At 58.1% G+C, this 20,769-nt stretch carries 18 protein-coding genes; 9 read left to right on the top strand and 9 right to left on the bottom strand.

All coding sequences use genetic code 11. The features are described 5' to 3' along the window. Positions 1 to 226: 226 nt before the first annotated feature. Both V2S86_RS23090 and glpG read right to left on the bottom strand, forming a co-directional pair. Positions 227 to 985: a DeoR/GlpR family transcriptional regulator gene (locus V2S86_RS23090; protein WP_004930797.1), complete on the bottom strand. Its 759-nt coding sequence runs from the start codon at positions 983 to 985 to the stop codon at positions 227 to 229. A gap of 36 nt (positions 986 to 1,021) precedes the next feature. Next, a complete protein-coding gene (gene glpG / locus V2S86_RS23085) occupies positions 1,022 to 1,858 on the bottom strand; it encodes a rhomboid family intramembrane serine protease GlpG (RefSeq protein ID WP_330764303.1) in 837 nt (278 codons plus the stop codon). 401 nt (positions 1,859 to 2,259) lie between these two features. Between glpG and rbsK the strand changes: the two genes are divergently transcribed. The 4 genes from rbsK (at position 2,260) to V2S86_RS23065 (ending at position 6,315) form a co-directional block, all read left to right on the top strand. Next, positions 2,260 to 3,465 (top strand): ribokinase, encoded by a 1,206-nt coding sequence (gene rbsK / locus V2S86_RS23080; protein ID WP_330764422.1) that lies wholly within the window; start codon positions 2,260 to 2,262, stop codon positions 3,463 to 3,465. 55 nt (positions 3,466 to 3,520) lie between these two features. Continuing rightward, positions 3,521 to 4,444, top strand: a complete 924-nt coding sequence (locus tag V2S86_RS23075) for a dihydrodipicolinate synthase family protein (RefSeq protein WP_330764302.1) — start codon at positions 3,521 to 3,523, stop codon at positions 4,442 to 4,444. Positions 4,445 to 4,540: 96 nt separating this feature from the next. Beyond that, positions 4,541 to 5,023, top strand: a complete 483-nt coding sequence (locus V2S86_RS23070; RefSeq protein WP_330764301.1) for a YhcH/YjgK/YiaL family protein — start codon at positions 4,541 to 4,543, stop codon at positions 5,021 to 5,023. Next, the gene (locus tag V2S86_RS23065; RefSeq protein ID WP_330764300.1) at positions 5,020 to 6,315 is read left to right on the top strand and encodes an MFS transporter; all 1,296 of its coding nucleotides are present in this window, start codon (positions 5,020 to 5,022) and stop codon (positions 6,313 to 6,315) included. The genes V2S86_RS23070 and V2S86_RS23065 overlap by 4 nt, the downstream gene beginning before the upstream one ends. 34 nt (positions 6,316 to 6,349) lie before the next feature. On the opposite strand, the gene glpE is transcribed toward V2S86_RS23065, so the two are convergent. Then, positions 6,350 to 6,676 carry a thiosulfate sulfurtransferase GlpE gene (gene glpE / locus V2S86_RS23060; RefSeq protein ID WP_062789891.1) on the bottom strand — a complete coding sequence of 109 codons (327 nt, stop codon included), beginning with the start codon at positions 6,674 to 6,676 and terminating at the stop codon, positions 6,350 to 6,352. Between the two features lie 83 nt (positions 6,677 to 6,759). Beyond that, positions 6,760 to 9,474, bottom strand: coding sequence for an HTH-type transcriptional regulator MalT (malT, locus tag V2S86_RS23055; protein WP_330764299.1), 2,715 nt, complete (start codon positions 9,472 to 9,474; stop codon positions 6,760 to 6,762). A 277-nt stretch (positions 9,475 to 9,751) separates the two neighbouring features. Between malT and V2S86_RS23050 the strand changes: the two genes are divergently transcribed. From V2S86_RS23050 to malQ, 3 genes are all read left to right on the top strand, one after another. Continuing rightward, complete coding sequence (locus tag V2S86_RS23050) at positions 9,752 to 9,949, top strand: hypothetical protein (protein ID WP_071919962.1); 198 nt, start codon at positions 9,752 to 9,754, stop codon at positions 9,947 to 9,949. A 69-nt stretch (positions 9,950 to 10,018) separates the two neighbouring features. Then, on the top strand, positions 10,019 to 12,424 hold the full coding sequence (gene malP, locus V2S86_RS23045) for a maltodextrin phosphorylase (RefSeq protein ID WP_330764298.1): 2,406 nt from the start codon (positions 10,019 to 10,021) through the stop codon (positions 12,422 to 12,424). A gap of 9 nt (positions 12,425 to 12,433) precedes the next feature. Then, the gene (malQ, locus tag V2S86_RS23040) at positions 12,434 to 14,524 is read left to right on the top strand and encodes a 4-alpha-glucanotransferase (protein ID WP_330764296.1); all 2,091 of its coding nucleotides are present in this window, start codon (positions 12,434 to 12,436) and stop codon (positions 14,522 to 14,524) included. 81 nt (positions 14,525 to 14,605) lie between these two features. Here malQ and nfuA read toward each other — a convergent pair whose 3' ends face one another. Continuing rightward, positions 14,606 to 15,181 carry a Fe-S biogenesis protein NfuA gene (nfuA, locus tag V2S86_RS23035; RefSeq protein ID WP_212557036.1) on the bottom strand — a complete coding sequence of 192 codons (576 nt, stop codon included), beginning with the start codon at positions 15,179 to 15,181 and terminating at the stop codon, positions 14,606 to 14,608. Between the two features lie 58 nt (positions 15,182 to 15,239). Continuing rightward, a complete protein-coding gene (gene gntX, locus V2S86_RS23030; protein WP_330764295.1) occupies positions 15,240 to 15,923 on the bottom strand; it encodes a DNA utilization protein GntX in 684 nt (227 codons plus the stop codon). Between the two features lie 42 nt (positions 15,924 to 15,965). On the opposite strand from gntX, the gene bioH reads away from it, so the two are divergent. Together bioH and V2S86_RS23020 are read left to right on the top strand one after the other, a co-directional pair. Continuing rightward, the gene (gene bioH / locus V2S86_RS23025) at positions 15,966 to 16,760 is read left to right on the top strand and encodes a pimeloyl-ACP methyl ester esterase BioH (RefSeq protein WP_330764294.1); all 795 of its coding nucleotides are present in this window, start codon (positions 15,966 to 15,968) and stop codon (positions 16,758 to 16,760) included. Positions 16,761 to 17,007: 247 nt separating this feature from the next. After that, the gene (locus tag V2S86_RS23020; RefSeq protein ID WP_199638569.1) at positions 17,008 to 17,289 is read left to right on the top strand and encodes a YdgH/BhsA/McbA-like domain containing protein; all 282 of its coding nucleotides are present in this window, start codon (positions 17,008 to 17,010) and stop codon (positions 17,287 to 17,289) included. 46 nt (positions 17,290 to 17,335) lie between these two features. Here the strand turns inward: V2S86_RS23020 and V2S86_RS23015 are convergent, their stop codons facing one another. The 3 genes from V2S86_RS23015 to feoA all read right to left on the bottom strand — a co-directional run bounded on the left by V2S86_RS23015 (position 17,336) and on the right by feoA (position 20,184). Then, positions 17,336 to 17,575 (bottom strand): FeoC-like transcriptional regulator, encoded by a 240-nt coding sequence (locus V2S86_RS23015; RefSeq protein WP_330764293.1) that lies wholly within the window; start codon positions 17,573 to 17,575, stop codon positions 17,336 to 17,338. Next, positions 17,575 to 19,890, bottom strand: a complete 2,316-nt coding sequence (gene feoB / locus V2S86_RS23010) for a Fe(2+) transporter permease subunit FeoB (protein ID WP_330764421.1) — start codon at positions 19,888 to 19,890, stop codon at positions 17,575 to 17,577. The genes V2S86_RS23015 and feoB overlap by 1 nt, the downstream gene beginning before the upstream one ends. Positions 19,891 to 19,959: 69 nt before the next feature. Next, positions 19,960 to 20,184 (bottom strand): ferrous iron transporter A, encoded by a 225-nt coding sequence (gene feoA, locus V2S86_RS23005; protein WP_330764292.1) that lies wholly within the window; start codon positions 20,182 to 20,184, stop codon positions 19,960 to 19,962. Positions 20,185 to 20,769 lie beyond the last annotated feature (585 nt).

Below are 20,769 nucleotides of genomic sequence, written 5' to 3'. Positions count from 1 at the left end.
TCGTTTTCGCTCATGATTGTAATCAAAAACCAACAAACAAGCCAAGACTTAACCAAACAAAAACATTTAGGCGTGATAGAGGTAACAGTTTGGTGATAGTAGTTATACAAAGAGAAGGGATATTTCCGGCAGGCAATGCCGGGCTCAGCAGGCTGAACCCGGGTAAAAACGGCAGGGATGACGGCGCGGCAGGCTGCGCGCCGGGGTTAGACGAGAGGGGGGGAGATCAGCACAGCTCCAGCTGCACGTCGTACTGTTCGATGATTTTCATCACGCTCGGCGGCGGTAACTGGTCGGTAAACAGGTAGTCGATCAGGTTCATATTGCCGAGGTTGACCATTGCATTGCGGCCGAATTTGGAATGGTCGGTCACCAGCATCACGCAGCGCGAGTTTTCGATAATTGCTCGTTTGGTGCGCACTTCATGGTAGTCGAATTCGAGCAGCGAACCGTCCATGTCGATACCGCTGATGCCGAGAATGCCGTAATCGAGCCGGAACTGGGAGATAAAGTCCAGCGTGGCCTCGCCCATGATGCCGCCATCGCGGGTACGCACTTCGCCGCCGGCCAGGATCAGGCGGAAATCTTCCTTGGCGGTCAGCAGGGTGGCGACGTTCAGGTTGTTGGTCACCACGCGCAGGTTTTTGTGGTTCATCAGCGCGTGAGCGACCGCTTCCGGCGTGGTGCCGATGTCGATAAACAGCGTGGCGCCGTCGGGGATCTGGCTGGCGACGCGCTGGGCGATACGCGCTTTCTCTTCCGACCACATCACTTTGCGATCGTTATAGGCGGCGTTGACCGAGCTGGAAGGCAACGCAGCACCGCCGTGGTGGCGCTGAATTTTGTTCTGATCGGCAAGGTCGTTCAAATCACGGCGAATCGTTTGCGGGCTGACGTCGAAATGTTCGACCAGTTCTTCCGTACTGACATAACCCTGCAGGCGCACCAGCTCGATAATTGCGTCATGACGCTGTGTTTGCTTCACGATAATCCCCTAAAACGCCCGGCTTGTACCTGGCTGTTATTGTTCGTTGTGCGCGCGATGACGCGTGTCCCAAAATGCCATCAATAACCCTAACACTAAACCGGCCACGTGTGCCGCGTTAGCGATCGACATTCCTAAAATATCGAAGTACCCGGCCACCAGCCAGAGCACTGAAAATACCATCAGGCCGCGCGGCAGCATCAGGCCGCGTTCCGGCGCCCGTTCGCCGCTGAGCCAGCTGTAGCCCATCAGCGCATAGACCACGCCGGACAGGCCGCCGAACAACGCGCCGCTGAACAGCGACTGCGCCCAACCGCTGAAGAAGGCCGATACCACCGCCAGCACGAACAGCTTGCCGGTGCCGAGGCGTTTTTCCAGCGGGCCACCGAGATACCACCACCACAGCAGGTTAAAGGCGATGTGCAGCAGCGAAAAATGCAAAAACGCGTGGCTGACCCAGCGCCACAGCTGCGGGTATTGGCTGCTGTCCTGCGGCCAGGAGAGCCAGTACATCAGGGTATCATCGCCCATGACCTGCATCAGGATATACACAGCAATGCACAGCACCATCACGCCCAGCGTCAGCGGCCCGGCCTGGCTGCGCAGGGTGTGCAGATAGGAGTAGCCAGGGTAGTGCAGATCGGCGCCGGTGTTGCCGGCTTCCCAACTGGCGGCCTGATAGCGGCGATTGAGCGGATCGGCCAGGAACTGCTGCAATTCGTGCTGCACCTGCTCCAGATGGCCGTCGTCAGCCAGCCAGATTTCCGCCGCCTCGCCGGTATTGTGCACGCTAAGCTCGATGCTCTGTGTCGCCATGTAGTCGACAAAGGCCTGGGCCAGTCGGGGGTTGGATACGGCGATTACTCGAACCATAGATATTCCGTTTCATATACCCGTCGCCTTTCAAGCCACAGCGTTGTTGGCTGCATGTGCCCAACCCTGAGTCAGCTCCAGGGGATGTACACCCTTGCCGCTGGCCGCAGCTTGAAATTCAGAGGGTAAAGATAAGTTGGACCGTAGGTTTGTCGCCAACGGCGTTGACGGCTGATTATACCGTTGAAATCTTGAACGCAGGCAAGGGATCTGCGAAAAACCAGTAAAAACACCCACTAACGGCCCCGTGGCGGCCAATAAACCCTGTGGTTTTCCCGCCATGAACCGGCGAATATTGCAGCGATTTTTGTTTACTTCCGTTTAGCCCCGCAACATATGATCACAGTCACTTTTTAACCACCGGGGGTCCCTTACTCTCAAAAACAGGTGCTGAGGTGACTATGTTTCTCGAAGAACGACGCAATAACATCCTGGATTATCTGGATAAATATGAACGCGTTAGCGTGGCGTACCTGGCCACGTCTTTTGCGGTGACCAAAGAAACCATCCGCAGCGATTTAAACGTGCTGGCGCAACTGGGGTTAGTGCAGCGCTGCCATGGCGGCGCGATCGTCATCCGCCGCAGCCTGCAGGCCAAATTAATTACCGAAACCGATGGCACGTTCGAAGTGCTGTTAAGGCGCCTGGAAAGCCAGAAAAGAAAGGCGCCGGAGAGAGGAAAAAACATGCGAGGCAAGGTTTGTATTCTGGGGTCATTCAATGTCGATATCGTCGCCAGGGTGGCGCGCTTTCCCAAAGGCGGGGAATCGCTGCTGGCGCTCGGCAGTACGCTTGGCCCCGGCGGCAAGGGGGCCAATCAGGCGATGGCCGCCAGCCGGGCCGGGGCTCAGGTGCATTTCGTGTCCAAAGTGGGTAAGGATCAGTTTAGTCAGTTCGCTTTCGACCATCTCTCTGCGTCGGAAATCCATTCGTTCACCTTATACCAGTCGGAAACCGAGCCGACCGGCAACGCCATCATTTATGTTTCGCAGCAGGACGGCGAGAACATGATCGCCATTTATTCCGGCGCCAATAAAACCATCACCGACGAAGAAGTGGCGGCAATCGCCCCGGAACTGGCCGGTGCAGATGTGCTGCTGGTGCAGCTGGAAAATAACTTTAACGCCACCCTGAACGCCATGAAGTTGGCCAATGCGTTGGGGATCCGGGTGATCCTCAATCCTGCGCCTTACTCTGCCGATGCGCTGCAATGCCTGGAATATGTCGATGTGATTACCCCGAATGAAACCGAGGCCTCGCTGCTGTCCGGTGTGGAGGTCACGGATTTGAACAGCGCCAAAGAGGCGGCGCAGCGTATCGCCGGGCTGGGTGCCCGCCGGGTCATCATCACCATGGGCGCGCGCGGAGCGATGATCCTCGAAGGTTCGCAGTTCCAGCATATTCCCGCTTTCCCGGCGTTGAGCGTCGATACCACTGGCGCGGGGGATGCATTCAACGGTGCCTTCGCCGCGGCTATCGCCACCGGGCAAACGATTGCCCAGGCGGCAACCTATGCCGCCGCCTTTGCGTCACTGGCGGTGGAAAGAGAAGGGGCGTCCAACATGCCGCAACATCAACAGGTGGTGGCTCGTCTGAGCCAGCGCTGATCCCTAATCAAACAACACCATTGTCTGCCGCGTCAGCGCGGTGTGAGGAGCAAAAATGAAGAACATCGAGGGCATTGTGCCGGTAATGCTAACGCCGTTTACCGCCCAGAACGAGATTGACTACCCTGGCCTGGCGCGCCTGATCGACTGGTATTTGCAGCGTGGCGTCGATGCGTTGTTCGCCGTTTGTCAGTCCAGCGAGATGCAGTTCCTCAGCCTGGCGGAACGGGTCGAGCTGGCGCGTTTTGTGGTGCAGCGGGTAGACGGCCGGGTGCCGGTTATCGCTTCCGGCCATATCAGCGACGCGCTGGAACAGCAAATTGAAGAGCTGCAGGCGATGGCGCAAACCGGCATCGACGCGCTGGTGCTGGTGACCAACCATCTTGACCCGCAACGCCAGGGCAGCGCGGCATTTTTCGCCACGCTGGACAGCCTGCTGGCGGCGTTGCCGGTTAGCATGCCGCTGGGCCTGTACGAATGCCCGGCACCTTACCGCCGTTTGCTGAGCGATGAAGAGCTGAGCTATTGCGCCAACAGCGGCCGTTTTGTCGTGCTGAAGGACGTCAGTTGCGATCTGCCGACCGTGACGCGTCGGGTGGCATTAACCGCAGGGACGCCGCTGAACATCATCAATGCCAACGCCGCTATCGCCTGGCCGGCGATGCAGGCCGGATCCAAAGGGTTCAGCGGAGTGTTCACCAATTTCCACCCGGAGCTGTACCACTGGTTGTATCACCACGGCGCGCAGCGGCCTGAGCTGGCGCAGGAACTGGCGACCTTCCTGTCGCTGGCGGCGGTCACGGAGACGTTGGGTTACCCGAAAAACGCCAAAATCTATCACCAGCGTTTGGGCACTTTCGACAGCGAGCTGTGCCGGGTAAATCAGGACGACGTGCTGGAGAAATTCTGGGGGCTGGGTGTGCTGCTGGATCAAATCCGCAGCGGCACCGGGTTCTACCGGCAAAAAATTGCCGGTTAAGGCCGCGCGGGAAGATGGCGACATCCTCCCGCGGTTCAACAACACCGCTGTACCTACTACACCCGCTAAAACTATCACTACAGGGGGAACACCATCATGATGCTTTGCGATCTGCAGGACTGGACGCGGGAAAAACACGCGTTTCATCCGATTATTCACCAGGCCATCGCGTTTATCGAACGCACTGATTTTGCCGCGCTGCAACCCGGTAAAATCGACATTATTCCCGGCAAGATGTTTTGCCTGCTGCAGGAAATGAGCACCGTACCGGCACCGCAAATGCGCCCTGAATCGCACTTTGACCACGTTGACGTGCAATACCTGCTGCAGGGGGAAGAAACCATCGGCGTGGCGCGCCGCCGGGGCCATGAACCCGTGGCGGAAGAGCGGCGCCATCACGACATCGTGTTTTATCAACAGGTGCAAAATGAAATCGCGGTTCCGCTGCTGCCCGGCACCTTTGCGGTATTTTTCCCGCACGATCTGCATCGCCCTTGCTGCCAAACCCACGGTGAGTCCTTTATTCGCAAAGCCGTGATTAAAATTCACCTCAGCCTGTTTACGGAGCCGCAATCATGAAAGAAGCGACTTCTGTGTTGCATGCATCGGCTGCCGCACCGGCGGCGCCGATCTCCCGTTTGCGCTGGGGCATTATCCTGATCCTGTTGATTGCGGCGGTGGTGAACTATCTCGATCGCGCCAACCTGAGCATCGCCAATACCACTATCGCCCGGGAGTTTGGCTTTTCCTCGACCGAAATGGGCCTGCTGCTGTCGGCGTTTTTGTGGCCTTACGCGCTTGCCAACCTGCCTGCCGGCTGGCTGGTGGACAAGCTGGGGCCGAAGAAAATGTTTTCCTGGGCGCTGGGGCTGTGGTCGGCATTTACCGTGATGGCGGCGTTCGTCAACAGCTACTCGATGTTCTATGGCCTGCGGATGCTGCTGGGCGTATCGGAATCCCCGTTTTTCACGTCGGGGATCAAGATCACTCATCGTTGGTTCTCGGAGAAAGAGCGTGGCTTGCCTACGTCGATCATCAACACCGGTTCGCAGATTGCCAACGCTATCGCTCCGCCGATCCTCACCGTGCTGCTGCTGACGCTCGGCTGGCGCGGCATGTTTATCGCCATTGGTCTGGCGGGCATTCCGCTGATGCTGGCCTGGCTGAAGTTTTACCGTGATCCGACGGCGCGGGAAGAGGCGTTGATCCACGCCGAAACACGCGCGGCGGCGATTGCCGTCAGCCAGGAGCGGAGCGGGAGTTGGGGATCGCTGTTCCGTCATAAAACCACCTGGTTCATGATTTTAGGCAACTTTTCCATCATGTTCACCATCTGGGTCTACCTCACCTGGTTGCCGAGCTACCTGGAGAATTCGCTGGGCTTTAGCCTGAAGCAGACCGGTTGGATCGCGTCGATCCCGTTTTTTGCCGGCATTTTGGGGGTATTGTGCGGCGGGGCGATTTCCGATCGTTTGATCCGTCGTGGAGTGAAAGCGATCACCGCACGCAAGATCCCGATCGTCTGCGGCGCCGCGCTGGCGGCTTGCTGCGTAGCGCCGATCGCCTTCGTCGACAGTACGCCGCTGTGCATTTTATTGCTGTCGCTGGGGTATTTCTTTTCGCAGTTGCCTTCCGGCGTGATTTGGACGCTGGCGACGGATATCGCACCGAAACAGCAGGTGGCTTCGCTGGGGGCGATCCAGAACTTTGGCGGTTTCCTCGGCGCGGCGATGGCGCCGATTATCACCGGGGTGATCCTCGATCTGACCGGGCAGTTCACCAATGTGTTCTTGCTGGGGGCGGGTTTGCTGATGCTGGGGGCGTTGAGCTACGGCCTGTTTGTCAAACGGCCGATGGTGGCGGCGGAGTAGCAAAGGAAGAGGGCGCATGACGCGCCCTGATTTTTTACGCTGAAGTTTCAACGTCCTGCGGGTACTGACGTGCCCAGGCTTCAAAGCCGCCATCAATGCTGTACACCGCATCAAACCCCTGATTCAGCAGGTATTGCGCCGCGCTGCGGCTGCTGTTGCCGTGGTAGCACATCACCATCACCGGCCGGTCAAAATCGTTGTGCTGCATAAACGCTTGCAGGCTGGCGTTGGTGAGGTGAAATGCGCCCGGCGTGTGCCCGGCTTCAAAACTCTGCGGATCGCGGATATCGACCAGGGCGGCGCTGTCTTCTTTCCAGCGCGCATAGGCCTGCTCAACGTTGATCGCTTCAAACTGTTCCATGACTTCCGACTGCCTTGTAATGAGAATATGCCGCCATTGTAACCAACTCTGCGGCAATTAAGACCAGAGCAACGCTGTGGTTTTTAAGCACCGTAGCCCATCATCTTCAGCAGTTGCTGCGCCTGCTGCACCGCTTCCTGGCGGTGGGCCACGCCCAGCTTCTGATACAGGTTGCGGATATGGGTTTTGATGGTGGTGGCCGCCACGTCCAGTTCGCCGGCGATCTGGTCGTTGCTGTAACCGGAATAAATCAGCCCCAGCACCTGCCATTCGCGCTGCGTCAGCGGGCTGGTGCGGATCAGTTCCGGCACCTGCGGGTGGGTTAGCAGCTTATCGACGAAGTTTTCGTCAAAATGCGCGAATTTATGCCGATGATGCTGGTTGATGTCGCGCAGAATGCGCTGAGCGCGATGGTGCTCCAGCTCCGGCAGCGTATTGAGCTGTATCAGTTGACGCAGCTGCTGCGCCATCACTTCGCCTTCGATGACAAAGTGGCTGATAAATCCGGTGCGGCTGGCCAGTGACAGCGCCTCCATCAGGACCCTTTGCGCATCACTTTTACGCTCCATCTGCCAGTAAAGCTGGTTGCTAAGCAGCAGGTTGCGGTTCAGATCGCTCACCAGCCGCAGGCGGCGGGCGTTTTCGTTCAGTTCATCCAGCACCACTTCGGCTTCTTCGTACTGGCCGAGCATGATTTGCACCCGGGCGATATTGCGCCATTGGCCCTGCATAAAGTGGTTATCCGCCATGCCGGGTTTTTCGGTCTGGCGCAGCCATTGGGCCGCTGCGGCGGTGTCGCCGGTCATCTGCCAGTGGATCACCCGCGGTTTGTCGGCGTTGGTCAGCCAGTCGCGATGGTACTGACTGCCGTGCAGCAGCGCTTCGCAACGCTGCAGGTGCGCATGGGCGTTATCCAGATCGCCGCGCGCCAACGAGCATTTGGCCAGCATGGCGATGCACTGCAGCTGTTGCTGAGGCTGGTAGTTGGCCAGAATTTTCAGGCCCTGGCGTGCCGCGTCTTCCGCTTCGTCCAGCCGCGACCAGGACCACAGGATCTGCGAACGGATACGCAGCAGGAACTCATGCATCGGCAACTGTTCCAGATGCTGTTCGCGCACCAGTTCAAAAGCCTTGTCCTGCGTCTCATAGGCGGCCTGCAGGAAACCTTGGGCAATCAGGATTTCGCTCTGCTGCAACAGCGCCCACAGCGCGTAGTGATAAGCCTGATGGCGTCGCGCCATCTGCTCGGTTTGCTGCATCATCGGCAACGCGCGGGCCAGCTCGCCCTTGCAGTGATGGACTTCGCCGGTCACCGAGGTGGCGACGATACGGCTGTAATAACTGGAAAGCGGCAGAAACTTCAACGCTTCGGTGGCCAGGCGTTCGGCCTCTTCCGGCTTGCCGGCATTGATCGCCACCTGGGCGCGCAGGGCGTCGAATTCGGCATGCAGGGTCTGATCGACGTCGATTTTTTGATCGCGCATCGCCTGTTCGGCGCGTTCCAGCAGGGTGTTCACTTCGATGTAGCGGTGTTGGCTCTGCGCCAGCCAGGCCTGCAACAGCGCCAGCTTGGGACTTTGGATCAATCGTTCATACGGCAACGCGTTCAGGCACTCTTCCAGCAGGGCCAGCTCGCTGTGATGGAACAGCGACCAGGCGTGTTGCAGCAGGATATCGCGCAGCATGCTGACGTCGCTGGCCGCCAGCGCATGGTGAATCGCCTCCGCCGGGTAACCCAATGCCAGCCAGCCTTCGGCGGCGGCGCGGTGCAGCCCCGGCAGCTCCAGCGCCAGCTCCCATTGGCAGCGTTGGCGCAGGAAGGTGGCGAACAGCGGATGGAAGCAGAACCATTCGCCGGTGTCGTCCATGCGGTGGATAAACAGCCCCTGGCGCTCCAGCTCTTCCAGCCGCTGTTGGCCGTTATCTTCGCCGGTCAGGCGTACGATCAGCGCATCGTTCATTGAGCGCAGCACCGAACAGCGCAGCAGGAAGGCGCGTGCCCCGGCATCGACGTGATCCAGCACTTCGTCCACCAGATAATCGGACAGGTGACTGGCGTTCAGACCCGCCAGGCGTTTGGCGGATTGCTGTGCAGAAGAGGTGGATTGCCGGGCAGACAGCGCAATCAGCTGCAACGCGGTGGCCCACCCTTCGACTTCGTCGCACAGGCGACTGCTGTCATGCTGCTCCATCGGTGCGGCCAGGCGGCAGTCGAAGAATTGTTTGGCTTCCTGATGGGTAAACGCCAGCTGCTGCGTGCCCATCTCCAACAGTTGATCGCGCACGCGCAGGTTGGCGATGCCCAGTGGCGGCAGGGTGCGGGACAGCAGGATCAGCGTCAGGTTTTCCGGTTGGTGGCGCAAGAAAAAGCGCATGGCCTCGTGGATGACGTCATTGGTGATCAGGTGGTAGTCGTCAATCACCAGGTACAGCGGCTGATGCCAGTCGGAAAGTTCAATGAACAGTTGGGCGAACAGCGCCGACAGGCTGGCGTACTGATGTTTTTGGCTCAAGGCTTCGCTCTTCACGCAGTGACCGCCGCTGGCATGTTGCAAGGCGGCGATCAGGTAGCTGGCAAAGCGCTCGGGTTGATTGTCGCTTTCATCCAGCGAGTACCAGCCCAAATCTGATTTGCCGGCTGCCCATTGTGCGACCAGCGTCGTTTTTCCGTATCCCGCAGGGCAATTAACCAATGTCAGGCGATAGTTTGCCGTGCCGGCTAATTTGGCCAGCAGGCGATCGCGGATCACGGTATTTTGCAGCCGTACCGGGCGGCTCAGTTTTGATGGGATCAGCATAGTATTCCAGAGTGAAAATTGCGGCTCCCGTAGCCGTTGGCCTGCCCGAAGGAGTTCATTTCATCGCGACGCCTGCCGGGATCGGAGTAAAACTAATTATTTTATGGCTCGTAATTAATCACCCTCCTAACTTCTGACAACGTTAAACGTATTGCAACAAGGTTCATCTTTGGCTTGGAGTTAAATTGCTATTGATCACACTTTTTTACGTTTGCAGGCAAATCATTGCGCATTTGCGGCGTTGTGGGGCGGTTGGGTAACGCGGTGGGAGGAAAACATGTCGATGCATGTACAAAACTTCATCAGCCGCATTAACTATGCTAATTTCATGGCGGGGATTTTCTGCTTATTCTCAGTGCTCGCCGCACGGGTCGGCGGGCTTTTTTGCATTATGCAAGGGAGTCAAAAAGTGCCTGAGATCACAATTTTAGCTACGCCCCAATCCTCCTCCCCAGCTAATCCCCAGGCGGGATGATGCCTTCACTCTTTCTCCCCGGCACGATAACGGTAATTTGACCCACTTACTGGATAGAGAGTTTCCCTTATGTCACAGCCTATGCTTAAAAAGGATGCTTTTCTGGCGGCACTGACCCGTCAGTGGCAACAGTTTGGCCTCAGTTCTGCACAACAGATGACCCAACACCAATGGTGGGAGGCGGTAAGCCGAGCGCTGGCAGAGCAACTGGCCGCGCAACCGGCACCGCGTAAAAGCACCAAACCGCTGCGCCACGTGAACTACATTTCGATGGAGTTTCTGATTGGCCGTCTGACGGCGAACAACCTGATTAACCTGGGCTGGTACGACACCGTCGAACAGGCGCTGGCGGAGCAGGATATCAAGCTGGCGGATTTGCTGGAGCAGGAAACCGATCCGGCGCTGGGCAACGGCGGGCTGGGGCGTTTGGCGGCCTGTTTCCTGGATTCGATGGCGACGGTGGAGCAACCGGCTACCGGCTATGGGCTCAATTACCAATACGGGCTGTTCCGCCAGTCGTTCAGCGGCGGCCAGCAGCAAGAGGCGCCGGATAACTGGCAGCGCGAAAGCTACCCCTGGTTCCAGCACAATGCCGCACTGTCGGTGGATGTCGGTATCGGCGGGAAACTGGAGAAACTGGCCGATGGCCGCGAATTGTGGCACCCGGAATTTACCCTGCGCGGCGAAGCCTGGGACTTGCCGGTGCTGGGCTTCCGTAATGGCGTCACCCAACCGCTGCGCCTGTGGCAGGCGACCCATCAGCACCCGTTCGATCTGGGAGATTTCAACGACGGCAAATTCCTGCAGGCGGAGAAGCAGGGCGTACAAGCCGCCAAGCTGACCAAGGTACTGTACCCGAACGACAACCATCAGGCGGGCAAGCGCCTGCGCCTGATGCAGCAATATTTCCAGTGCGCCTGTTCGGTGGCGGATATCCTGCGCAAACACCACCAGGCCGGCCGCAAGATTGAAGACCTGCCGAAGTACGAAGTGATCCAACTCAACGACACACACCCCACCATCGCTATCCCGGAAATGCTGCGCATTCTGCTGGATGAACATCAGTTGGACTGGGATGCCGCCTGGGCGATTACCAGTAAAACTTTCGCCTACACCAACCATACCCTGATGCCGGAAGCGCTGGAGTGCTGGGATGAGAAACTGGTGCGCAGCCTGCTGCCACGTCATTTCTCCATCATCAAGCAGATCAACGCCAATTTCAAAAAGCTGGTGGATAAACACTGGCCGGGTGACGACGCAGTATGGGCCAAGCTGGCGGTGCACCATGACAAACAGGTGCGCATGGCTAATCTGTGCGTGGTCAGCGGCTTTGCGGTCAACGGCGTGGCTCAGCTGCACTCCGATCTGGTGGTGAAGGACCTGTTCCCGGAATACCACCAACTGTGGCCGAACAAATTCCACAATGTCACCAACGGCATCACGCCGCGTCGCTGGTTGAAACAGTGTAACCCGGCGTTGTCGGGGCTGATTGACGAGACACTGAAAGTCGAGTGGGCCAACGATCTCGATGCGCTGAAAGGGCTGGAAAAATATGCCGATGACGCGGCATTCCGCCAGCGTTATCAGCAAATCAAGCGCGATAACAAAGTCGCATTGGCAAACTACGTGCACGGCGTGATGGGGCTGACATTGAACCCTGACGCCATTTTCGATGTGCAGATCAAGCGCCTGCACGAATACAAACGCCAACATTTGAACCTGTTGCACATTCTGTCGCTGTATCGCCAACTGCGCGACAACCCGAATCTGGATATCGTGCCTCGGGTGTTCCTGTTCGGGGCCAAAGCGGCACCGGGCTACTATCTGGCGAAGAACATCATTTATGCGATCAACCAGGCGGCGTCGATGATCAATAACGATCCGCTGGTGAAGGATCGGTTGAAAGTGGCGTTTATTCCCGACTACCGCGTTTCCGTCGCTGAACTGATGATCCCGGCGGCGGATATCTCCGAGCAGATCTCCACCGCCGGCAAAGAGGCGTCCGGCACCGGCAATATGAAGCTGGCGCTGAACGGCGCGCTGACCGTCGGTACGCTGGACGGCGCCAATGTGGAGATCGCCGAGCAGGTGGGCGAGGACAATATCTTTATCTTCGGCAATACCGTCGATCAGGTGAAGGCGCTGCTGGCGAAAGGCTACGACCCGCTCAGCTACCGCAAGAAGGACAAACACCTGAAGGCGATCCTCGACGAGTTGGCGAGCGGTGCATTCAGCGATGGCGACAAGCATGCCTTCGACATGATGCTGCACAGCCTGCTGGAAGGCGGTGACCCTTATCTGGTACTGGCCGACTTCGCTTCGTACTGCCAGGCTCAACGGCAGGTAGACCAGCTGTATCGTGACCGGGACGAGTGGACGCGCCGCACTATTCTTAACACCGCGCGGGTCGGTATGTTCAGTTCGGATCGTTCGATCCGCGACTACCAACAGCGTATCTGGCAAGCCAAGCGTTAAGGAGAGCGAATGGATCGCAAGCGCATCGACCAGGCGGCCGCTCAGGCGGGTATTGCCGCTGATTATATTAACGCTCATGGGAAACAGCAGGCGATCGCGCAGGACACCAAGCGCAAGCTGCTGGATGCCATGGGGCGGACTGCCGCACCGCTGGAGGTTGCGGTGACGCCGCTGCCGGCGGTCAAGGTGTTTTATCAGGGCGCGCCGGTGGCGTTGCCGCTTGCGGGCAGCGGCGAGTATCTCTGGACGCTGCTGCGTGAAGACGGTGGCCGGCAACAGGGGCGCGCCAGCGCGCGCAAAACCTTTACCCTGCCGGGCGAGTTGCCGCCGGGTTATCACCAATTGACGCTGACCCAGGGCGAACAGCAGTGGCAGTGCCGGTTGATTGTTGCGCCGAAACGCTGCTTCGAGCCGGATGCGCTGCTGACCGGGCAAAAGCTGTGGGGCGCTTGTGTCCAGCTTTACACGCTGCGGTCCGATCGTAACTGGGGTATCGGCGATTTTGGCGATCTGCGGCAGATGGTCGAGCAGGTCGGTGAACGCGGCGGCGCTTTTGTCGGGCTGAACCCGATCCACGCGCTGTATCCGGCTAACCCGGAAAGCGCCAGCCCGTACAGCCCGTCGTCGCGTCGCTGGCTGAATGTGGTGTATATCGATGTGAATGCGGTGGAAGAGTTCCAGCGTAGCGACGCGGCGCAGAAATGGTGGCTGAAGCCGGCAACGCAAAAACAGCTGACCAAAGCGCGCAGCAGCGAGCAGGTCGATTACAGCACGGTGACGCAGCTCAAGCTGGCGGCGCTGAAGCTGGCATTCCCGTTGTTCCAGGGGCGTAAAGCCGGTGACGAGCAGCGTCAGGCGTTCGAGCAGTTTGTTGCCGACGGTGGCGACAGCCTGTATCAACAGGCGGCGTTTGACGCATTGCATGCTCATCTTGCCGCCGTTGACGGCAGCCTGTGGGGTTGGCCGGCCTGGCCGGAGCAATATCAGCAGGGCGACAGCGCCGCAGTGCAGCAGTTTTGCCGGCAGCAGCAGGATTCGGTGACTTTCTATCTGTGGTTGCAGTGGTTGGCCACCAGCCAGTTCGCCGAGTGTTTCCGCCAGAGCCAGCAACAGCAAATGCCGATTGGCCTGTACCGCGATTTGGCGGTGGGCGTGGCGGAGGGCGGTGCGGAAACCTGGTGCGATCGCGAGCTTTATTGCCTGAAAGCGTCGGTTGGCGCGCCGCCGGACATTCTGGGCCCGCTGGGGCAAAACTGGGGGCTGCCGCCGATGGATCCGCACGTGATGGCGGCGCGGGGCTACCAGCCGTTTATCGACCTGTTGCGCGCCAATATGACCAGTTGCGGTGCGCTGCGCATTGACCACGTAATGGCGTTGCTGCGCCTGTGGTGGATCCCCTACGGAGAAACCGCCGATCATGGTGCTTACGTGAAATACCCGGTGGATGACTTGCTGGCGGTGTTGGCGCTGGAGAGTCAGCGCCATCGCTGTATGGTAATCGGCGAAGACCTGGGCACCGTGCCGGTCGAGATTGTCGCCAAGCTGCGCGACAGCGGCGTCTATTCTTATAAGGTGCTGTATTTCGAACGTGACGGCGAGAACCACTTCCGCGCGCCGCAGGCCTACCCGGTTCAGGCGATGGCGACCATTACCACGCACGACCTGCCGACGTTGCGCGGTTATTGGCAGAGCGGCGATTTGCAACTTGGCAACCAGCTGGGGCTGTATCCGGATGCGGAGATCCTGAAAGAATTGTTTGCCGATCGTGAGCGCGCCAAGCAGGGATTGCTGGACGGATTGCATCATTATGGCTGCGTGCCGCAGAAGGTGGGCAAGAAGGCGGCGTTGCTGAACATGAGCCCGTTGCTGAACCGTGGCTTACAGCGCTATGTCGCCGACAGCGCCAGCGCGCTGCTGGGCCTGCAGCCGGAAGACTGGCTGGACATGGCCGAACCGGTCAATATTCCCGGCACCAGCGATCAGTACCCAAACTGGCGGCGTAAACTGAACAAAACGCTGGAGGAGATGTTTGCCGATCAGCAGGTTAACCGGCTGCTGAAGGATTTGGACAAGCGTCGGCGAAAGGTATCGGTGGGGTAATTGTCATAAAAATGCCGGATTTGGCGAAGCCAATCCGGCATTTTTCTTTCCGTTTTCAGGCTATCGCCTGGAGAGCGGGTATCAGTAGTAGGAGTGCTCGCCGCGCTGATGCTCGGTCAAATCGCGCACGCCTTTCAGTTCAGGGAACTTCTGCAGCAGTTCTTTCTCGATCCCTTCTTTCAGCGTTACGTCGACCATCGAACAGCCGTTACAGCCGCCGCCGAACTGCAGGATCGCCAAGCTGTCTTCGGTGATTTCCATCAAGGTTACGCGGCCGCCGTGGCCTGCCAGCTGTGGGTTGATCTGTGATTGCAGCACGTATTCAACGCGTTCCATCAGCGGGGCGTTGTCGTCCACCTTGCGCATTTTGGCGTTTGGCGCTTTCAGCGTCAGCTGCGAACCCAACTGGTCGGTGACGAAGTCGATTTCGGCGTCTTCCAGATAGGGTTTGCTTATTTCGTCGATATAGGCGGACAGCTTTTCGAATTTCAGCTCGGTGTCTGTCGCTTCCACGGCATCCGGCGGGCAATAAGAGACACCGCATTCGGCCGTAGGCGTACCCGGGTTGATCACGAATACGCGGATTTGGGTGCCTTCCTCTTGATTTGCCAGCAGTTTGGCAAAGTGTTCCTGTGCGGTATCTGTTATACGAATCATAGCATTAGCTCAGTAGTTGACTTCTATTGTCGGTTATAATACGCCCATTGCCGTGGCACTACAATGTGCGGCAAACGCACCAGATTTGTATCGATGCGGCACCCTGCCGCAGCAAGAGCCTGGCGATTTCCGCCACCGTACTGCCGGTCGTCACTACATCATCCACCAGGGCAACGTGTCGTCCGGCCAGTGGTTCATTGCAGCGAAAGGCACCACGCAGGTTGCGCCTGCGCATACGGGCAGGCAACCGTTGCTGCGGGGCTGTTTTTCGTACCCGTCTCAGGGTGGCGGGACGGTAATCGCAACCCAGCCAGTGCGCCAGTTGCCGTGCCAGCAGATCGCTCTGGTTATAGCCACGTCGCCAGCAGCGTTTAGCCTGCAAGGGTACCGCTAAAATCACATCGGGTCTGTTCAGATACTGCTCTCTATGCGCTCGTAGCCAGTTTAGCAATATCAGCCGCGCCAGCAGCGGCGCCAGTTCCGGTGCGTGCTGGAACTTGAATTTTTTGATCAGTTGGCGAAGCGGCGCGACGTAGTCGCCGACGAACACCAGCGCCTGCCAGGGTGGTGGCCGTTGCAGGCAGCGGCCGCAGGGGTGCGCGGCGTCGCCGGCGGGCAGACCGCAGCAAGGGCAACACAACGGTTTGGCCGGCAGATGGCGCAGGCAGTAACTACAGATGCCGTGGCGGCTAAGGCATAATGGCTGCCGGCATAGCCAACAGCGGCTGTGGATTGATAGCATAGCCGTCCTCCCTGACGGATGAGAATGAAAGGACGATAACTGATGACTGCGCTGTACTGGCAAACAATAGGTGAAGGCGAACGCGATCTTGTGCTGCTGCACGGATGGGGACTGAATGCGGAGGTGTGGGGTTGCACGCTTGAGCGGCTGACGCCGCATTTTCGCCTGCATCTGGTCGATCTGCCGGGCTATGGCCGCAGTCAGGGGTTTGGCGGCATGTCGCTCGCGCAGATGGCGGAGATCGTGCTGGCCGCCGCACCGCCGCAGGCCTGGTGGCTGGGCTGGTCGCTCGGCGGGCTGGTGGCCGGCCAGATTGCGCTGACGCAGCCTCAGCGAGTACGCGGGCTGATTACCGTGGCTTCCTCGCCGTGCTTTGCCGCACAGGACGATTGGCCGGGGATCCGTCCAGAGGTGCTGAGCGGTTTTCAGCAACAGTTGAGCCAGGATTTCCAGCGCACGGTAGAACGTTTTCTGGCATTACAAACCCTGGGTACGGCAAGCGCACGGCAAGACGCGCGCCTGCTGAAATCCGTGGTGTTGAATCAGCCGATGCCGAGCGTCGAGGTGTTGAACGGCGGTCTGGAGATGCTGCGCACCGCGGATTTACGCCTGCCGATGGTTGAACTGACTCTGCCGCTGCTGCGTATATACGGTTATCTGGACGGGGTGGTGCCGCGCAAGGTCGCCGGGTTGCTCGATGTCAGTTGGCCGCATTCATCGTCGGTCGTCATGGCGAAAGCGGCGCATGCGCCCTTCATTTCTCACCCTGATGAATTTGCCGAGATTATTCGCACCTTTGTGACCGAAGGTGGCATTTCGAGTGAAAACGCACAATAAAGCGCTAAAGAAATGGCCGCTCGGTGGATAAAAAAGAAACCTGTTCGATACTTAGTGGGGTAGATGCGTTGGCTGAAAACTGAAAAACCGCTCGCGGATTTTTTCACTTTGACGTTTCGTCTCTGGGAAAAGGACTCTCGTCAGGGAAAGCAACGAGGTCTGAAGATGTCACGGCAGCCGGTGTTATTGCGCATGTACCCTTGGACGGCTTTCATAACGAATAAATGTTCCCTTGAGAGGTATGGTAATGAAATCTTTGAAAATGATTATTGCAGCGTTGGTCGTCGGTTCCGTGTCTTTCAGCTCCCTGGCGGCAACCTTGCTGACCAAAGAAGATCTGGACAAAAATCCGGGTAAATACGAGAAGATCGGTACGGTCACCACCACCGCAGAAACCACTTCGCCGATGGATGCGAAAGAAGAACTGTCGAAGAAGGCCGATGAAAAAGGTGGTCAGTATTATGTGATTATCTCCGGCCGCGAACACGGTAAGTTCAGCGCGACAGCCGAAGTGTATAAAGACAAGTAATCATTCTTGATTAACAAGGGGCGCATTTTGTACTGCGCCCCGATTCTTAGCGTTTTAACCGATACACCACCGTACCGCATCCCTTGCCCTCCGGGCAGCTTTTGCAACTGCCGCTCAGGCAGGCGCTGTTATCCTGTTCAATCCGCTCCACTTTTCCCATCGCCGTTAAACGTTCCAGCATCGCCAGCACCAGCGGCAGTGGGGTCGTCAACTGGCGGCTGAGTTGTTGCGCCTGAACGCTGCCATGCAGCGCCAACGCATCGCGGATCTGCAGCAGGCCGGCCATCAGTGGCAGTTACCCTGAGCACCCTGGCAACAGGCGGCAGGCGTAGCTTTGCCCAGACGTACCGTTACCCGGCTGCGCGCCCGGCGCAGGCCTAACAGGATCAGCAGATTGACCAGCACCACGATGGCGATGGCCGTCAGGCTGTACCCCGGATGCCGGCCGAAGGTAGCAACCTGATAAAACAGCGTAGCCAACGAGTAGGCGAGATTCAGGCCCCAGAGAATGGAAAAGGTCATCCAGCCGCGGCTGGATTCACGGGCGATAGCGCCCATCACCGACACGCAGGGCACGTACAACAGCACAAAGATCAGGTAGCTGTAGGCAGAGATGCCGGAGCCGAATTTGCTGCTCATCATGCCCATTGAGCTGACGCCCATCTCCCCGTCGCCCTTGCTGGCCTCGATGGGGTTGGACAGTACGCTCAGGCTGAAGGTGTCTTTCAGTCCCTGCCAGGTAGTCTCCACCGCGCCGCTCAGTTCGTCCAACAGGTTAAAGTTGGCGGCATCGAACTCGCTGTTATTGATGTGCTCGGCGGTGTACAGGGTGTTCAGCGTGCCGACGACCACTTCCTTCGCCATGGCTCCGGTCACCAGCCCGACGGTGGCTTGCCAGTTGTCGCTGTGAATGCCCATCGGCTGCAGCAGCGGCGTCAGGACCTTGGACACCGACGCCAACGCGGAATCATTGATGTTGTCTACCGGCTTGCCGCTGAACGTAAAGCTGTTCAGGCCGCCGATGAAGATGCTGGCGATCACGATCACTTTCCCGGCGCGCAGCACAAAGCCTTTCAGCCGCTGCCAGGTTTGCAGCAGCAGGCTTTTCAGGTGCGGCACATGATAAACCGGCAGTTCCATGACGAACGGCGAAGCTTCGCCGCGCATGATGGTGTACTTCAGTACCAGCCCGGTGAGGATCGCCACCACGATGCCGAGCATATACAGCGAGAACACCACGCCCGCGCCGTCCTGGCCGAAGAAGGCGGCGGCAAACACCGCAAAAATCGCCAGCCGGGCACCGCAGGACATGAACGGTGCCATCATGATGGTAATCAAGCGTTCGCGCGGGGCATCCAGCGTGCGTGCGCCCATGATGGACGGCACATTGCAACCGAAGCCGACAATCAGCGGCACGAAGGATTTACCGGGTAGCCCAAGCGCTTGCATCAGGCGGTCCATGACAAAGGCTGCACGCGCCATGTAACCGGAGTCTTCGAGAAAGGACAGAAACAGGTACATCATGCCGATTTGCGGCACCAGCGGCAGCACGGTGTTGATGCCGCCACCGACGCCCTGCGCCAGGAAAATCGTCAGCCATTCAGGAAAGTGCAGACTATAGCCCAGCCATTGAATGCCCTGGATAAAGATTGCCGCTGAACCGATATCAAAGATCGGTTGCAGCGCGCCGCCGAGGTTGATCGCCAGCAAGAACATCAGGTACATCACCAGCAAAAAGATGGGCACCCCCAGCCAGCGGTTGAGGATCACCTTGTCCAGCGCTTCGGTCAGGCGATTCGGCATTGCCTGCTGCGAGTTGCTGACCGCATCACACAGGGTGGCTATCGACTGATAGCGCGCATCGGCAATCACCAGCGCCGGATCTTCTTGTTGCTGCTGTTGCAGCGCCAGCCTGGCGGCAGGCAGCAGGGCGGTGGCGTTGCCGGCCAATTGATGGCTGTAGATGTCGCCTTCCAGCATTTGCAGCGCCAGCCAGCGGCGTTGCTCCGTTGGCAGAGTCTCCGGCATGGCGTCGCTCAGGGTAGCCATTTCCTTCAGCAGCACCGGCGGATAGTTCACCAGCGCTTTCAGTTCGTTAAACCGGTGGTTGTCGATGATCTGCTTCAACATGCCGATGCCGTCGGCCCTGGTGGAGACCAAAGGCACCACCGGACAGCCGAGACGCGCCGACAGCGCAGCGATATCAATCTCGATTTGCTGGCTTCTGGCGATATCCAGCATGTTCAGCGCAACGATGCAGGGGATGCCCAGTTCCAGCAGCTGCAGCGTCAGGTACAGGTTGCGTTCAAGATTGGAGGCATCGACGACGTTGATCAGCAGATCGGCATCGCCGCTCAGGATGTAATGGCAGGCGATCTGTTCGTCGAGCGAGGTTTGTTCCGAGATGGTGGTCAGCGAATAGGTGCCGGGTAGATCGACCAGGTTGACCTGGGATTGCGGCGTGGTGAACTGGCCTTCTTTACGCTCTACCGTCACGCCTGCCCAGTTGCCGACCCGCTGGCGCGCCCCGGTCAACTGGTTGAACAGCGTAGTTTTACCGGAATTGGGGTTGCCTATTAAGCCAATAGTGAGTTTTTTCATCATTTCGCGTGTATCAGTCAATGGACATTGAGCCGGGCGGGGGCGCGGCCAGAGCGAGACGGCGCAGAATCAGGATTGGCCGTCGAGCAGGATCAGGGCCAGGTCTTTCCTGCGCAGCACCAGGCTGACGCGGCGGGTTTTTATTTCTATCGGATCGCCCAGCGGCGCGACGCGCACTACTTCAAACGAAGAGCCGGGCAGCATGCCGAGCGATAACAGTTTCTGGCGATAGGCCGGACCGATGTCATTGGAAAAACCGGCAATCTTGTAAGAGCTTTTAGGTTGAAGATGCATATAACCTTCTCAGAACCCCTGTTATTGGGCCGATGACGATAAAAGAACGTTCCAGACGAAGCGCTGCGATAAGGATCGCGGGCAGCCGAGGTTTTCAATCCATCAGGTAATGCAGTGAACGCGCAACGCAATAATAGTGAGAATAGTTATCGTATTCAATACAAAAAGTAGGGGTATTGGTAACCAAAGGTTATGGCATCGGCATTTAACGAGCGGATTGCCTGATGCCCCTATTTTTATCACCGGGCCTGTGGGGGGAGCAAATGCGAATGGCGAGTTAAATCAGTTACGTAATTGCAGCGATTTTTTCCGATTTGCAAAAATTAGCGACAGATTGAGTGGTGTTTAGCGGGTAGGGCAGCGAGCCGGCGTTTATTCGATAACATCTTGCCGGCGGAATACGAGCGGTAACCCTTTGTGTTTCACCGTGAAAGGGCGAAATGAAAACCGGTTGTTAAAAACGGTGTTAACGAACAGGGATTCGGCGTTATTTTCAGGCTGAAAAACCGGGTGTTTATCGCTCGGGAAAAATAAGCGGGTTTATTGAGGCGGGTCAAAAAATAGCGACGCTTTTTTTGAGAAAGG

It is taken from the genome of Serratia sp. C2(1) (assembly GCF_036352655.1).
GTDB lineage: Bacteria > Pseudomonadota > Gammaproteobacteria > Enterobacterales > Enterobacteriaceae > Serratia > Serratia inhibens.
This window is presented reverse-complemented; position numbering and strand designations above follow the sequence as displayed.

What these genes read in the sequence shown, in the direction of transcription:
- glpG (WP_330764303.1), bottom strand. Translation starts at nt 1,858, where the DNA reads ATGGTTCGAGTAATCGCCGTATCCAACCCCCGACTGGCCCAGGCCTTT.
- rbsK (WP_330764422.1), top strand. Translation starts at nt 2,260, where the DNA reads ATGTTTCTCGAAGAACGACGCAATAACATCCTGGATTATCTGGATAAA.
- V2S86_RS23075 (WP_330764302.1), top strand. Translation starts at nt 3,521, where the DNA reads ATGAAGAACATCGAGGGCATTGTGCCGGTAATGCTAACGCCGTTTACC.
- V2S86_RS23070 (WP_330764301.1), top strand. Translation starts at nt 4,541, where the DNA reads ATGATGCTTTGCGATCTGCAGGACTGGACGCGGGAAAAACACGCGTTT.
- V2S86_RS23065 (WP_330764300.1), top strand. Translation starts at nt 5,020, where the DNA reads ATGAAAGAAGCGACTTCTGTGTTGCATGCATCGGCTGCCGCACCGGCG.
- glpE (WP_062789891.1), bottom strand. Translation starts at nt 6,676, where the DNA reads ATGGAACAGTTTGAAGCGATCAACGTTGAGCAGGCCTATGCGCGCTGG.
- malT (WP_330764299.1), bottom strand. Translation starts at nt 9,474, where the DNA reads ATGCTGATCCCATCAAAACTGAGCCGCCCGGTACGGCTGCAAAATACC.
- V2S86_RS23050 (WP_071919962.1), top strand. Translation starts at nt 9,752, where the DNA reads ATGTCGATGCATGTACAAAACTTCATCAGCCGCATTAACTATGCTAAT.
- malP (WP_330764298.1), top strand. Translation starts at nt 10,019, where the DNA reads ATGTCACAGCCTATGCTTAAAAAGGATGCTTTTCTGGCGGCACTGACC.
- malQ (WP_330764296.1), top strand. Translation starts at nt 12,434, where the DNA reads ATGGATCGCAAGCGCATCGACCAGGCGGCCGCTCAGGCGGGTATTGCC.
- nfuA (WP_212557036.1), bottom strand. Translation starts at nt 15,181, where the DNA reads ATGATTCGTATAACAGATACCGCACAGGAACACTTTGCCAAACTGCTG.
- gntX (WP_330764295.1), bottom strand. Translation starts at nt 15,923, where the DNA reads ATGCTATCAATCCACAGCCGCTGTTGGCTATGCCGGCAGCCATTATGC.
- bioH (WP_330764294.1), top strand. Translation starts at nt 15,966, where the DNA reads ATGACTGCGCTGTACTGGCAAACAATAGGTGAAGGCGAACGCGATCTT.
- V2S86_RS23020 (WP_199638569.1), top strand. Translation starts at nt 17,008, where the DNA reads ATGAAATCTTTGAAAATGATTATTGCAGCGTTGGTCGTCGGTTCCGTG.
- V2S86_RS23015 (WP_330764293.1), bottom strand. Translation starts at nt 17,575, where the DNA reads ATGGCCGGCCTGCTGCAGATCCGCGATGCGTTGGCGCTGCATGGCAGC.
- feoB (WP_330764421.1), bottom strand. Translation starts at nt 19,890, where the DNA reads ATGAAAAAACTCACTATTGGCTTAATAGGCAACCCCAATTCCGGTAAA.
- feoA (WP_330764292.1), bottom strand. Translation starts at nt 20,184, where the DNA reads ATGCATCTTCAACCTAAAAGCTCTTACAAGATTGCCGGTTTTTCCAAT.